Source organism: Halomonas bluephagenesis (genome assembly GCF_054790765.1).
The window spans coordinates 3,587,868-3,602,749 of the sequence record NZ_CP133631.1; the positions used below are offsets into that span (position 1 = coordinate 3,587,868).

At 53.3% G+C, this 14,882-nt stretch carries 11 protein-coding genes; 7 read left to right on the forward strand and 4 right to left on the reverse strand.

Annotated elements, in window-relative coordinates:
• The first annotated feature begins 6 nt into the window (after positions 1-6).
• The 4 genes from kdpB to REH51_RS16250 are packed head-to-tail and all read left to right on the forward strand — an operon-like array spanning position 7 to position 6,138.
• Complete coding sequence (gene kdpB, locus REH51_RS16235) at positions 7-2,043, forward strand: potassium-transporting ATPase subunit KdpB (protein ID WP_009723666.1); 2,037 nt, start codon at positions 7-9, stop codon at positions 2,041-2,043.
• 10 nt (positions 2,044-2,053) lie between these two features.
• On the forward strand, positions 2,054-2,737 hold the full coding sequence (gene kdpC, locus REH51_RS16240) for a potassium-transporting ATPase subunit KdpC (RefSeq protein ID WP_009723665.1): 684 nt from the start codon (positions 2,054-2,056) through the stop codon (positions 2,735-2,737).
• Between the two features lie 4 nt (positions 2,738-2,741).
• Positions 2,742-5,426: an ATP-binding protein gene (locus tag REH51_RS16245; RefSeq protein WP_498936333.1), complete on the forward strand. Its 2,685-nt coding sequence runs from the start codon at positions 2,742-2,744 to the stop codon at positions 5,424-5,426.
• On the forward strand, positions 5,416-6,138 hold the full coding sequence (locus REH51_RS16250) for a response regulator (RefSeq protein ID WP_009723663.1): 723 nt from the start codon (positions 5,416-5,418) through the stop codon (positions 6,136-6,138). The genes REH51_RS16245 and REH51_RS16250 overlap by 11 nt, the downstream gene beginning before the upstream one ends.
• Positions 6,139-6,154: 16 nt before the next feature.
• Here REH51_RS16250 and REH51_RS16255 read toward each other — a convergent pair whose 3' ends face one another.
• From REH51_RS16255 to malE, 4 genes are all read right to left on the reverse strand, one after another.
• Positions 6,155-7,642 carry a TrkH family potassium uptake protein gene (locus REH51_RS16255; protein ID WP_498936335.1) on the reverse strand — a complete coding sequence of 496 codons (1,488 nt, stop codon included), beginning with the start codon at positions 7,640-7,642 and terminating at the stop codon, positions 6,155-6,157.
• Between the two features lie 185 nt (positions 7,643-7,827).
• Positions 7,828-8,718: a maltose ABC transporter permease MalG gene (malG, locus tag REH51_RS16260; protein ID WP_009723661.1), complete on the reverse strand. Its 891-nt coding sequence runs from the start codon at positions 8,716-8,718 to the stop codon at positions 7,828-7,830.
• 10 nt (positions 8,719-8,728) lie between these two features.
• On the reverse strand, positions 8,729-10,297 hold the full coding sequence (gene malF / locus REH51_RS16265) for a maltose ABC transporter permease MalF (protein WP_498936336.1): 1,569 nt from the start codon (positions 10,295-10,297) through the stop codon (positions 8,729-8,731).
• A 59-nt stretch (positions 10,298-10,356) separates the two neighbouring features.
• Positions 10,357-11,544, reverse strand: a complete 1,188-nt coding sequence (malE, locus tag REH51_RS16270) for a maltose/maltodextrin ABC transporter substrate-binding protein MalE (protein WP_498936338.1) — start codon at positions 11,542-11,544, stop codon at positions 10,357-10,359.
• Between the two features lie 376 nt (positions 11,545-11,920).
• On the opposite strand from malE, the gene zwf reads away from it, so the two are divergent.
• Genes zwf through REH51_RS16285 form a run of 3 tightly spaced genes read left to right on the forward strand, consistent with a single transcriptional unit; the run spans position 11,921 to position 14,801 of the window.
• Positions 11,921-13,414 carry a glucose-6-phosphate dehydrogenase gene (gene zwf, locus REH51_RS16275; RefSeq protein ID WP_009723658.1) on the forward strand — a complete coding sequence of 498 codons (1,494 nt, stop codon included), beginning with the start codon at positions 11,921-11,923 and terminating at the stop codon, positions 13,412-13,414.
• 1 nt (position 13,415) lies between these two features.
• Positions 13,416-14,081 (forward strand): 6-phosphogluconolactonase, encoded by a 666-nt coding sequence (pgl, locus tag REH51_RS16280; protein ID WP_009723657.1) that lies wholly within the window; start codon positions 13,416-13,418, stop codon positions 14,079-14,081.
• A 57-nt stretch (positions 14,082-14,138) separates the two neighbouring features.
• Entirely contained in the window at positions 14,139-14,801 is a 663-nt protein-coding gene (locus REH51_RS16285; protein WP_009723656.1) for a bifunctional 4-hydroxy-2-oxoglutarate aldolase/2-dehydro-3-deoxy-phosphogluconate aldolase, read from the forward strand.
• The last annotated feature ends 81 nt before the right edge of the window (positions 14,802-14,882 follow it).

Here is a 14,882-nt window from a genome sequence, read left to right on the forward strand (position 1 = left end):
AACGAGATGTCACATACTGAGCTTGCTAAACAGCCGCGTCGTCCGCTACCCGTTGGCCAGGTCGTCGCTGGGGCTGTGAAAGGACTTGCGCCTCAACAACTTGCGCGAAACCCGGTGATGGCCGTGGTCGCCATTGGTACCGTCGTGTGCTTTGGGCTGACGCCCATGGCTTTTGCCCAGGGAGAAAACGGCGGCTTTGCATTGGCCATAGCGTTGTTGTTGCTGGCCACCGTTCTGTTCGCCACGGGTGCCGAGTCGCTGGCAGAGTCACGTGGTAAAGCCCACGCTGGGGCGCTGCGTAAAACCAAGGGAGAGCTGAAGGCGGTTAAGCTGAACGCTGATGGTACGACTAGCAATGTAACGGCCGACTCCCTCCGCAAAGGCGATCGTGTGAAGGTTGTGGCGGGGCAGCTGATTCCCGCCGATGGCGATATCGTTGAAGGAGCTGCCTCGATCAATGAGTCGGCTGTCACCGGTGAATCTGCGCCCGTACTGCGTGAAGCGGGCACTGATAACAGCGGTGTCAGTGCCGGGACCAAAGTACTGTCGGATCATCTGATTATTGAAGTCAGCGCTAACCCTGGCGAATCGTTGTTAGATCGCATGATTGCCTTGGTAGAAGGCGCCAACCGTCAGAAGACACCTTCCGAGCTGGCGCTATCGGTACTCTTGGCCATGCTAACGCTGGTGTTTTTGATCGTGGTCGTCACGTTGGTACCCATGGCGGCTTTCGTGGGCGTTGAAACCTCCACGGTTATGCTTGTGGCATTGCTGGTCTGTTTAATTCCCACCACTATTGGCGGCCTCTTGCCTGCTATCGGTATTGCGGGTATGGAGCGCGCTATGCGGGCTAACTTGGTGGCTAAATCAGGTAAAGCCGTCGAGATTGCTGGCAGCATCGACACCTTGCTACTGGACAAAACCGGCACGATAACGCTTGGCGATCGCCGTGCGACGGAGTTTGCTCCTTGCCAACAGGTTCCGCGCCAGCGAGTCCGTGACGTGGCGTTTTTAACGTCACTGGAAGACCCTACGCCGGAAGGGCGCTCAATTGTTGAGCTAGCCACTGAACAAGGCGTCGATGTCCAGCTTAGTAAAGAAGCCGATGGTGCAACTTTTGAAGCGTTCAGTGCTGAAACACGTCTGTCAGGCGTTGACCTGACCAGTGGTAAAAAGCTGCGCAAGGGGGCACCGAATGCTATCGCTGAATGGGTAAAAGCCCAGGGCGGTGACATACCCAGCGATTACGAGCAGGTCATTGCACGTATCTCACGGGATGGCGCAACCCCCATTGCGGTGGCAGAAGGCAAACAGATTTTGGGCGTGGTGGCGCTGTCTGATGTGATTAAAAGCGGTATCGCGGAGAAGTTTGCTGAACTGCGTGCCATGGGTATCAAAACCGTAATGATCACGGGTGACAACCCGATTACGGCGTCGGCTATTGCCGCGACGGCAGGCGTGGACGACTACATTGCTGAAGCCACGCCAGAGCGCAAGCTAGCGTTGATTCGCGAAGAGCAGGCCAGTGGTCGCTTGGTTGCCATGGTGGGTGACGGTACTAACGATGCTCCCGCTCTTGCTCAAGCTGATCTAGGGTTGGCAATGAACTCAGGCACCCAGGCAGCCCGTGAAGCGGCCAATATGGTGGATCTGGACTCTGACCCCGGCAAGCTGATTAGTGCGGTGGAAATTGGCAAGCAGTTGCTGGTTACCCGTGGCGCGCTGACGACTTTCTCGCTGGCGAATGATGTGGCTAAATACTTTGTTATTTTGCCAGCGCTGTTTGCCGCCAGCTTCCCTGCGCTTGGCGTGCTCGACGTTATGAATTTGCACTCGCCGACCACGGCGGTGCTAGCAGCGGTGCTATTCAACGCGTTAATCATTCCGGCATTGATTCCCTTTGCCTTGCGCGGTGTGTCTGTGAAGGCGGCATCGGCGACGGAGTTGTTGCGTCGAAATCTGCTGATTTATGGCCTGGGTGGGCTGCTACTGCCATTCCCCGCCATCAAGCTTCTCGACATGCTGATTGCGTTATTTATCTAGGAGAAACGTGATGAATGTAGATATGAAACGCCAGATCGCTGCGAATGACGATGTGCTGCAGGCAAAGGCTTCCTGGGGCAATGCACTTCGCTTTATGGTGGTAATGGCAGTTCTGCTGGGGCTGATTTACCCGTTGGTTACCACAACACTGGGCGGCTGGTTATTCCCCGAGCAGGCGCAAGGTAGTTTAGTTCGAGACGTCTCAGGTCGGGTGGTCGGGTCAAGCCTGGTGTCCCAAACGTTTGTCAGCGATGAGTATTTTATTGGCCGCCCATCAGCGGCGGGCAATGACGCAGGTGATGTCTCAGGATCTAACTTGGCGCCGAGCAACGTATCGCTGCGCGAGCGTGCCCAGGCAGATGCAAATGCCATTGCTCAACGTGAAAACGTAAGTGTCGATCAAATTCCAGTTGATCTGATTACCGCGTCTGGGTCAGGTATCGACCCGCATATCTCACTAGAGGCGGCTGAGCTACAGGTTGCCAGAGTAGCGCAAGCACGCGGCATCGACGAAGCTACTGTGACGGCGCTAATTGATCAAGCACTTGAAAACACAGGCTGGCTGGGCTCACCGGTGGTGAATGTGTTGCGGCTGAATGTCAGTTTGGATGATCGTTTTCCAGTATCATCAACCACCGCAGCGCCATTAACCCCAGCACCCGTCACCCCGACGGCTTCAGACACCATGGAGTAAACCAATGTATTCAGCGGATCAGCGACCCGATCCCAATACATTGCTAAAAGCCGCGCGCCGAGAGGCGCGCGGCTGTTTGCGTGTATTTCTGGGAGCCGCGCCCGGTGTCGGTAAAACATACACCATGCTTCGCACCGCCCGTGAACGGGCAGAGGAAGGTGACGATATTGTAATTGGCGTGGTGGAGTCACACGGACGCGCTGATACCGAAGCCTTGTGTGATGGGGTGGCACGGCTTCCGTTAGCGCCTTTAAAGCACCATGGCCGAACCTTCTATGAATTTGATATTGACGCGGCCCTGGCGCGGCGCCCCACTATTTTGCTGGTGGACGAACTTGCCCACCGTAATATCCCCGGCAGTCGGCACCCGCGTCGTTACCAGGATATTGAAGAGCTGCTAGATGCAGGTATTGACGTGTGGACAACCGTTAACGTCCAGCATCTCGAAAGTTTGAATGATGATGTCGCGCGGATTACTGGGATTCGCATGCGTGAAACGGTGCCCGATGCGCTGTTAGAGCGCGCCCGAGATGTATCGCTTGTTGACTTAACGCCTGACGAGCTCCTTGAGCGCTTAAGGCGCGGCAAAGTCTATATACCCGAGCAAGCCCGTGCCGCCATGGAAGGCTACTTTAATGAATCCAATCTCAACGCGCTGCGTGAGCTGGCGATTCAAACTATGGCCGAGCGCGTAGATGCCGATGTGAAGGTGGCAATGGATGCTGGCGGCAGGGCAGGCCCCTGGCCGGTGAGACCGCATCTGTTGGTGGTCATTAATGGAAGTGAAGACGACGTATCGCTGGTTCGCGCGGCTCATCGGATGGCAGAGCGGCGCTTAGCGGTATGGCGAGCGGTTTATGTTGATAAAGGAATTGTTTCTCCACAGCAGCAACTGGCCGTTGAACAAGTCTTCAGCCTGGTCGCTCGGCTGGGTGGCGATTCAATACGTTTACAGGGGCATAGCCAGCTAAGTGAGATTCTCAACTATGCACGTTCAATTAATGCGACCACTATTGTGGTGGGTCGCGAAGCGAAGCGTCGCTGGTGGAAATGGTCACGGCCATTGGCCCAACGCTTGATGGCGCATGCCGAGGCATTCGATATTGTTGTAGTGGCTAAAGGGGCTTTGAAACAACGCGCCAATCAATGGCAACATGGTTGGAAGCTGCATCCTCCCCAGTTACTGGCCGCTAGCTTGGCGGTTATGGCATCCCTAGGGGTGGCTGTCATGCTGGAGCCCTGGCTTGAGCTAGCTAACTTATCATTAGTGTTTTTAGTGGCCGTACTGTTCAGTGCGGTATGGGCGGGTACCGCGATGGCAATGTTCAGCGCCATCGCGAGCTTTTTAGCATTTAACTTCTTCTTTCCCGAGCCGCGTCTCACCTTTGCCATGGTGGAGCGTGGGCAGTTGCTAACGGCAGGATTTTTCTTGCTCGTTGCCGTGGTGGTTGGGCAGCTTGCAGGCAGGGGACGTCGGCGTTTAATTGCACTGCGTGCTAGCCGCGATCAGACTCAGCTTTTGTTGCGTTATGCCGAACAGCTATCAACCGCGACAGACAGCGCCAGTGCAGCAAAAATTGGCGTTGATACATTGGTGCAGTGCTTTGCGGTGCCCACGGTATTTATTGAAAGCGCCGAAAGCGCGAATGAAGTGCGGGTTGTTCATGCGCTGCCGGATTCGGTGCGCTTAGACATGGCCGCTAAGCAAGCTGCGGTGTGGAGTTGGCAGCATCAAAAGCCCAGTGGTCAAGGCACAGACACCCTGAGTCAACAGGCTTGGCGCTTAATACCCCTGGCAGTGCAGGGAGAAAAAGTAGGGATGCTGGCGCTTAAACTATCGGAAAGCCAAAAGGCGCTCACCTACGAACGAGAGTCGTTAATGGATACGCTGGTGCGTCAGCTTAGTATGGCGCTAGAGCGCACTCGGCTAGTGGCAGAGCTGAACACAACCCGTGTCTCCGAGGAGAACGAACGTCTGCGTTCTGCGTTACTCTCATCGGTGTCTCATGATCTACGTACACCACTTTCCTCTATTATTGGCTCAGCCAGTTCGCTGATCGAGCTCAAACCGCAGCTAAGCGATAGCGACCAGCGTGAGCTGCTTGATGGCATCCTGTCTGAAAGCGAGCGCCTTAATCGATACATACAAAACTTGTTGGATATGACCCGACTAGGGCACGGCACGTTAAAAATTGAGCGAGACTGGGTAGCGTTTGACGACGTTATTAACTCAGCGCTCAAGCGCTTGGGTCAGTCACTTAAGCATGTCGTTGTCCGCAAGTCTTGGCCTCCTTCGTTACCGCTACTTTATGTCCACCCTGCGCTGGTAGAACAAGCGTTGGTGAATGTCTTGGATAACGCCCAACGTTTTTCACCACCAGGCGGAGAATTGAGCATAAAGGCGCACCTTAACGAAGGTGATCCCGCAACGCTGGTGATTACTGTTGAAGATCAAGGCCCGGGCATTTCTCCAGAGTTGCGCGAGCAGGTATTCGATATGTTTTACAGTGGTGGCGACGGTGATAGAAGTGCCCACGGCAGCGGCCTTGGTTTAGCCATATGTCGTGGCATGATTGGTGCCCATGGCGGCACTATTATGGCTGAAACCGGCGAAAGAGGACGAGGTACCGCGATTATTATAACGCTGCCACTGTTAGGTGCAGATATCAGGAGGGGTGATGAAGAGTGAAGGCAGCGGTCGCATTCTAATTGTTGATGATGAGCAGCAGATTCGACGTTTTCTGCGTATCAGTTTAGCTTCTCAGGGCTACGGAGTATTGGAAGCAGAGAATGGCGAGCAAGCGTTAGCCATGGTGTATACCCAAGCCCCTGACGTCGTGCTGCTCGATTTAGGCTTGCCTGATATGGACGGCCACGAAGTACTGCAGGGGATACGTGAACACAGTACCGTGCCGGTCATTGTGGTATCTGTTCGTGATCGGGAAGAAGAGAAAGTCTTTTCGTTGGATAACGGTGCCAACGATTACGTTACTAAGCCCTTTGGCATTCAAGAGTTACTAGCGCGTATAAGGGCGGTATTGCGCTTGGCCCAGAAAGCTAGGGGAGAGCAAACATCAAGCTACTATGTCAGTCAGGGGTTAGTGATTGATCTGGAACTAAGGCGTGTCACACTACAACAAGAAGATGTGCATTTAACGCGAAAAGAGTTCGCTGTGTTAGCGCGCCTGTGCCGCTACGCCGGGCGAGTCGTTACACAGACTCAGTTGTTAAAAGAAATTTGGGGGCCAACGCATGTTGATGATACGCACTATCTGCGCATCGTGATCAGCCGGTTAAGGCAGAAACTGGGGGATGACCCACAAACCCCCACCCTGCTTCAAACAGAAGCAGGCGTCGGGTATCGATTATTGGTAGAAGCCGCACTGCGCCCTGGAACGTAGCGCCGCTCTAACAAGGTTAGCGTCGCCAGAACATCGGCGTGAGCAGTACCACGACCGTTAAAATTTCCAGGCGACCCATTAACATACCGATGCACAATAGCCATTTAGCGGCATCGGGTAGTGTTGCAAAGTTACCTGCCGGATCAATGGTATCACCGAGACCAGGCCCTACATTCGCTACCGCAGTGGCCGCTCCGGAAAGGGCAGTGACTAAGTCCAAACCTAATGCTGAAAGGCCCAATGCAAGCACTGCAATCGTAATAAAGAAGAAGAAAGAGAAGGCCACTACGCTGCGGGAAATATCGCTGGTCACTGGCTGGTGATTATAGCGCGTTGTGAAAACACCATTGGCGTGAATCAGATAGCGCAACTGATTACGCAACATCAGCATAGCGATTTGGAACCGGAAAATTTTCATCCCACCGCTGGTAGAGCCGCTACAGCCACCCATAAACGTAAGATAGAAAAACGCTGCAATGGGTAATGAACCCCATAGGGTATAGTCGTCGGATGCATAGCCCGTAGTGGTCACGACTGAAATGACGTTAAACGTGACATGAGTGAGCGAGACAAACCAGTCATCGCCTTGGTAAAAACGCCACGCGCTGAGAATCAAGATCGCTGTTAGCAGCAGTTTTAACAAACCACGGACCTGTTGGTCTTTCCACAGTGCGCTGCGAGAAGTGCGAATAAAGCGAATATACAAGACAAAGGGAAGTGCTCCACTGAGCATGAAAAAGCTACCCATCCATAGCAGCCACGGCTGCTCAGCGTAGGCACCAAACGAGGCGTCAGAGTTAGCAAAGCCACCGGTCGCCAGTGATGTCATTCCGTGAACCACTGCATCTAGTGGCAGCATTCCACCGACCCAGTAGCTCAGCATGGCCAGTAGTGTCAGCCCCACATAGATACTTAGCGTCGCTTTAGCAATGCCGCCCGTGCGGGGCATTACTTTATCGGACCAATCCGATGATTCGGTGTGGAATAGCCGCATGCCGCCTACTTTAAGAAACGGAAGAATGGCGATGCCCATGACGATAATGCCGATCCCGCCCATCCACTGCATTAAGCCTCGCCACAGCTTTAGGCCGTCGGATAAATCTTCGATCCCAGATAATATGGTTGACCCGGTGGTGGTAATCGCGGAGACCGACTCAAAGACTGCATTAGTGACGCTGAGTTGGGGCGCACCTAAAATAAGCGGAAGGCTGGCAAAACAGCTAATGCTGGTCCAACTGCCCGCCGTCAATATAAACATTTGCCAGGGCTTCAGCTCCAGTGATACTCGGCGGGTTAGCAACCAAGTAATAAGCGTGGCACTGAGAATAATGAGAAGCGACATTCCGAACGCAGGAGCGTCAGGATCTTTTTCAATAACGAGAACAATCCAAGGCAGTGCCATAAACATGGCAAGCACTAACCATAATACTGCCATGATTTTAAAGATTTGTGCCCAATTGCGGTAAGCGTCTCGATAGTAAATTCCGCTGGGAAAGATGGTCATAGATCCGCTCTTAAATTGCCCTAATGTTTATCGCGATATAACACCATGGCAACCACAAAAAGTCCGTAAAATTTCCCTAAAAAAACACCCAAGTAGTGAAGGAAGTAATGAAAAAAAACCGGCCCTATCAATAGGGCCGGTAAGGAGCAAGTTGCTCAAGCGAGGAATTAGTGTGCCAATTAGGACTAACCTTTGACGCCCCCTGCGGTTAACCCGCCAATAATCCAGCGTTGGCAGATCAAGAACGCAACGGTAATGGGCAGGCCGGAAAGCACGGCGGCGGCGGCAAAGTTGCCCCAGCGTTGGTTGTGGTCGGCAAGGTATTGTTGGGCACCTACCGCTAGAGTGAGTTTGTGCTCATCCACCAGCAGTACTGAGGCCATGGGGTATTCCATGATACTCATCACAAAAGCCAGAATGAAAACCACCATCAAAATGGGAATCGACAGCGGCAGCAGAATGTAGCGGAACGCCTGCCAGGTGCTGGCGCCGTCGACCATAGCCGCTTCTTCCAGCGAGCCATCAATCGACTCAAAGTAGCCTTTAATGGTCCAGATATGCAGCGCGACCGCGCCCAGTGATGCCACGATCAGCGCGCCGTGGGTGTTGATGCCTAACCAGCCAACAAACTGCCCCAGTCGATCAAACAGGGCGTAGAGCGCCACGAGTGACAGTACGGCTGGGAACATCTGGAAAATCAGCATGCCTTTCAAAAGCGGTTCTTTGCCTTTAAAGCGCATGCGTGCGAAGGCGTAAGCGCTCGTCGTCGCTAACATTAGAATCAGCACCGAAGAAACTACCGCCACTTTTATCGAGTTCCAAAGCCACAACAGCACGGGAAAGGGCGGTTGAACAATGCTGCCATCCGGGCGTTCCCAGGGAATTCCCAGTGCTAGTGACCAGTGTTCCAACGAGAAATTCTTGGGAATTAAGCTGCCAGAGGCAAAGTTACCCTCGCGAAATGAGATTGAAATCACCAACAACAGCGGGAAGACAATCAGCGAAACAAAGCAGATCAGTGCAAGGTGTGCGCCCAAGCGGCGCGCGCCCACAGAACGGGGTTGAACCATGGCCATGAGTAACCTCCTAAACCTTAACCTTGGAAAGGCGCAAATTAAGCAACGACATACCCGCAACCAAGAGGAAAATGAGCGTTGCGATGGCGGCTGCCAGCCCAAAGTTCTGTCCGGCATCCTGGAAGGCAATGCGGTAGGGGTAGCTGACCAATAGATCGGTGGTGCCTGCTGGGGTGCTGGCGCCCAAAATGTCAGGGTTGCCGCCGGTTAATAGCGCAATTAGCACAAAGTTATTGAAGTTAAATGCAAAGGCGGCAATTAACAGTGGTGTTAGCGGTTTAATGATCAGCGGCAGGGGAATCTTGAACAGGTTAGTAATTGGGCCGCCACCATCTACCGCTGAGGCTTCGTAAAGATCTTGAGGAATTGCCTGGATTAGCCCCATGCACAGCAGCAACATATAGGGGTAGCCCAACCACGTATTGACAATCAGTAGCATGGAACGCGCTAGCCACGGGTCGGTAAACCACTCCGGCCGAACACCAAACAGCGTGTCCAGAATCATGTTTACTTCACCGAAGTGTTGGTTAAACATGCCTTTAAAAATCAGGATGGAGATAAAGGCGGGCACGGCGTAGGGCAGAATTAACAGCGTGCGATAAACGGCTTTGCCCTTAAGTTGGTCCCACTGCAGCAATGACGCCAACACAAAGCCAACGGCCAGGGTAAAGACCACCGTCAGTGATGCAAACACAAAGGTCCACACAAAAATTTGCATGAACGGGCCGCGAATGTCTGGATCGGTGAATATCTTCGTATAGTTGGTAAACCCTACATTGACTGGCCATCCCGGCGTGATTCTTTCGCCGTTATCAGCGACAAAAAATCCGATAGCGGGGTCGGGTGTAATAATGCGGTCATCGCGGCGATCATAAAGCGAGCCGTCTTCACGAGCTTCATAGCGATCTACCATAGGGGCAAACTGGCGTAACCCTGCCATACGCAGCTCCGCGCCATCCGGTGTCAGCAGCCTAAGCCCTTGCAGAGAATCACGTGCCTGGATGATAGCGCGCATTCCCAGTGGTTCTTGGGCAGGCGAAGCGTCTACTGCCTGAATACCTATTTGGCGGGTTTCATGGTTGGCGAAGTTGAGCGGTGAAGAAACGAAACGCTGGGTCGTGTCTGCCTCACTGTTTTCCAGGTATAAGCGGATAAGCTCACCTTCCTGGTACAGCGTTAGGTCAAACGCGTTGCCTTCCTGTTGATAGGTTTGGCTCATTAGCTGGCCACGAACGCGCTCTTCCGATAGCAGGTTGCTTGAGCTGTAATTACTAAAGCTAATGCCGATGGTGTAAAGCAGCGGGAAAATAACAAACACGCCAAGTCCCGCCACGGCAGGAAAAATATAGCGGTGGCTCATTAACGTACGTTTAGTAAACACCACCCCCAGCGAGGCACCCAGCAATAAAAAGAGTAAGGCAAACATCCACTGGCCGTTAAGGTGGAATGCCAGTACTAGCCATAACAGCACGATTACCAAGGTGGCAATAACGCAGCGAAGTGCCCAGCGGGAGTAACGTTCGGTGAGATGGCGAGAGCGGTGGCGGGGAAGGCCACGAGAGGCGTTAGTGGTATACATAGTGACATCCTGAAAGCTGCCCGGTGGCATTGGCTAACGGGCAGAAGGGCAGAAAAAGCTTACTGGCGCATACGCCGCGCAGCCGCATCCAGCGCTTCTTTGGGCGATTGGCGGCCACTGCCGATGTTTTGCAGTGCGGGCTCCATGGCTGCCCAGAAAGCACCCATTTCAGGAATGTTCGGCATGGGCATACCGACTTCCGCATTTTCAAGCGTCGCGGCAATGTTGGGGTTATCAGCAAGTTTAGCCTGATAATCGATATGGGCTACCGCCCCCAGTGAGCCGTCGCTGTTAAATGTGTGCATGCCCTCTTCGCTAAGCAGATAGTTTTCTAAAAACTCTACGGCGAGAAAATCATTGGGTGTGGCGGAGTTAATCATTGCCGTCATCACACCAAACATGGGTTTAGCACGCTCATCACCCACTTTCGGTAGCAGCGCGACGCCGTAGTCAATTCCGCTACGCTCTAGGTTTGGCCAGGCCCATGGGCCGCTAATCATGGTAGCTACTTCGCCCTGGTTAAAGCGGGTATCCATCAAGTTGTAATCAGTGCCGCGGGGTAGCACATCACTTTCGATTAGCTCAACCAACAGTTCTGCCCCTTGTAGGGCACCTTGGTTGTTAACGCCTATATCGCTGACGTCATAGCCGCTGTCGGTCTGCTTGAAAGGGTAGCCGCCGTTGGCCGCTAGCAAGGCCCAGCCGTAATACGGCTCGCTGTAATCAAATAAGATGGCCTTTTTGCCGACTTGAGAGAGCGTTTCGTCAAGCTCCATCAGCTCGGCAAAACTTTCTGGCGGTGTTTCTATCAGGGTTTTGTTGTAAATGAGGCCCAGTGACTCTACCGATATCGGGTAGCCGTAGGTTTCACCATTCCACAGCGCAGCTTCCCAGGTGAAGTCGTAAAACGCCTCACGGAAGCTGTCACTTGGGGCGACTTGTTTCAATAAACCACTTTGTGCCCACTCACCCATGCGGTCGTGAGCCCAAATGACGATGTCCGGCCCCTGGCCACTCCCCGCCGCTTGCTGAAAGCGGTCAGTAAGGTTATCGGGGAAGACCACCTCAACTTCGATTCCTGTGTCTTCAAGAAACTGCTCGGCAACCACGCGAATGCCTTCCTGGCCTTTATTATCACCCATCCAGATAGTGAGGCGATCATCCTCAAACGCAAAGGCGGGCAGGGTGACACTGGCAGGCAGCGTGGCGGCTAGCAGTGGCATCATGATTGGACGATACGTTGCCATAATGTGAATACCTCATTGTTGTTGTCATAGAGTGCTGCGAGCGTTTTGATGAGCAGCGCTTTAGTCAGTGCCAGCGTCGCCAATTCCAGGCAATGTCACCTCATCCTCAGAGGGCGTAGCGATGGCGTATCCAAGGGGCGTAGAGTGGAATAAAAGGTAACAATAAAGAGCTATAACGGTTGGTGCCGGGATCGGTGCTACGCAGAGACGGCACTTTGCAGAGAAAGAAGTAAATGACAGTAAAAGGCGTAAATGGGGAGGCAACGCTATTTTTTTGTAGTAAAATTACATGAAATGTTGCGTATAATGCCCCGTATCAGATAGATTTTAGGTAATCTAACTACATTAGATCATCTAATTATAAATAGGAGCTGAGATGAGCCAGTCACATTCCCCGCTGGGCGATAAGAATCACGCTATTGATTTAGCGCTGTTTGGGGCGCTTGGCGATCTTGCGATGCGCAAGCTGTTTCCTGCGCTTTATCACCTTGACCGTGAGGGCTTAATGCCCAAAAGCACGCGGATTATGGGGCTGGCGCGTCAAGCGCATGACACCGCGGCATTTCGCCAGTTAGTCAGCGGCGCACTGCAAAAGCGGCTGAAAAAAGATGAGCAGGATAAAGAGAGCCTTGAGCGTTTTCTAAACCGGCTTGACTATTTGCAGCTGGATTTCAAAAAAGCCGAGGGGTTTGAGCAGGTACGTGAATGGCGCGAAGGCTCCGATCAACCTATGGTCGTCTATCTATCTGTTGCCGCAATGATCTACGGCGATATTTGCCGCAACCTTGAGGCGAGTGGCAGCCTGGATGAGCAAACGCGGGTCATTGTTGAGAAGCCCATTGGCTACGATTTGGTGTCATCAGAAGAAGTTAACGACGCTATTGGGGCCGTTTTTCCTGAGTCGCGTATTTACCGTATTGACCACTATTTAGGTAAAGAAACGGTACAGAACCTGATTGCGCTGCGCTTTGCTAACCCGCTTTTTGGGACGCAATGGAACCAGAACCACATTTCTCACGTAGAAATTACCGTTGCAGAAAAGGTCGGTATTGAAGGGCGCTGGGGCTACTTCGATGATGCCGGACAGCTTCGCGATATGGTGCAAAACCACCTGCTCCAGCTATTGTGTTTGATTGCCATGGACCCGCCTTCCAATCTGGATGCTGACGCCATTCGTGATGAGAAAGTAAAAGTGTTGAAAGCGCTTAAGCCTTTTAGCGGTGAGGCGCTGGGGCGCGACGTGGTGCGCGGCCAATATACAGCGGGCACCAACGACGGCCAGCCAGTACCTGGCTATCTGGAAGAAGAAGGGGCGAATACTGAAAGCCAGACCGAAACCTTTGTGGCAATGAAAACCGAGGTTTCTAACTGGCGCTGGGCGGGGGTGCCGTTTTACCTGCGTACCGGTAAGCGCATGCCTGAAAAGCTATCCCAAATCGTGATCCACTTCCGCCAGCAGCCACACTATATTTTTGACCCTGACCAGCGGGGGATTGCGTCTAACAAGCTGATCATTCGCCTGCAGCCGGATGAAGGTATCGCGCTTCAGGTGCTCACCAAAGACAGCGGTTTGGATAAAGGTATGCGTCTGCGGCCTGGCCCGCTGCACCTGGATTTTAATAGCGCGTTCCCCAAATCGCGTATCCCCGATGCCTACGAGCGCCTGCTGCTGGAAGTCATGAAAGGACAACAGTATTTGTTCGTACGTCGTGATGAAGTCGAGCACGCCTGGCGCTGGTGCGATCAGCTCATCGACGGTTGGAAAGCACGCGAAACACCGCCGCGCCGTTACCCGGCAGGCTCTTGGGGGCCGGTTGCCTCCATCGCCATGATTACCCAAGATGGCCGCAGTTGGTACGAGGATTATTGATATGAGCGAAGCACGTCAAGCGCTAGCGGAGCAGTTAGCAGAAGCGGTCTTTCAGGCATTAGCTGAAGACTTAAGCCGCCAGGATCGCGCGTTATTAGTCGTATCGGGGGGTTCTACACCAGTGCCATTTTTTAAATCCCTGGCAGCCAAACCGCTACCTTGGGAGCGCATTGACATTACCCTGGCCGACGAGCGCTGGGTGGATGAACAAAGTAGCGATAGCAATGCCAAGTTGGTGCGAGAAAATCTGCTTCAAGGGGCTGCCGCAAAGGCTAACTTTGTACCGCTAACCTCAGATGACTCAACGCCGGAAGAGGGTGTTGAAGAGGTTGCTAAACGCACGGCATCTCTGCCTTGGCCCGCCAGCGTTGTGATTTTGGGAATGGGAGGCGATGGCCATACGGCATCGCTATTCCCCGACAGCCTGGAGCTTGGCTTAGCACTTTCCACCGATGAGCCGCTTGTCGCGGTACGCACGCCTAGTCAGCCGCAGCCGCGTATTACTTTCTCGGCAGATCGCCTGCATCAGGCGCATCGACATATTTTACATATTACTGGCGATGATAAGCGCAGCGTATTGGCAAACGCCATGAATGGTGATGATGTCCGTAAGCTGCCGATTCGCGCGTTTTTATCTTGCCCGTTAGCGATCTATTGGGCGCCGTAACGCCTGGGCTTTCGCCAATAAAACGTTTGCCAGTAAAAATTGCTTGGAGACTCACTGATGACAATCGATAAACAGCTACCCTCAACGCGCACCGCCGAGCTTGATAGCATTTGCTTAAAAGCTGAGGTCATTCCGGTGATTACCATTGACCGTCTTGAAGATGCGGTACCGTTGGGCCGCGCCTTGGTGGAAGGTGGCTTAAGCGTGCTTGAAATTACCTTGCGTACTGACTGCGCGCTGGAAGCAATTAAACGCATGAAAGAAGCGCTGCCGGGAGCCAGCATCGGTGTAGGTACCGTGTTAACGCCCGCGCAATACCGCCAAGCTGAACAGGTAGGTGCGGATTTTGTAGTGACACCGGGCGCGACAGAGGCCCTTTATCGCTATGGCGTAGAGAGCCCTGTGCCGATGCTGCCCGGCGTATCAACGATCTCTGAATTGATGACCGGCTGGCAGTACGGCTATCGCCGCTTCAAGTTTTTCCCGGCTGAGTCCAGCGGTGGTGCCAAAGCCATTAAAGCCTTTGGCGCGCCGATTCCCGAAGCACGCTTTTGCCCAACCGGCGGTATCACGGTTGATAACGCTGAAACCTACCTTTCACTACCCAATGTTATGTGTGTAGGTGGTTCTTGGCTAACGCCGAAAGCCATGGTTGAAGCAGAAGATTGGGACGGCATTCGCGAGCTGGCCCGTCAGGCCGCTGAGCGTTTTCACCACTAAAGAATACGATGTAAATCGACACGAGCACTCTCGTTACTTGCCTCACTGATATCGGGTCGTGTGGGTAAGTCATTTGCCCGA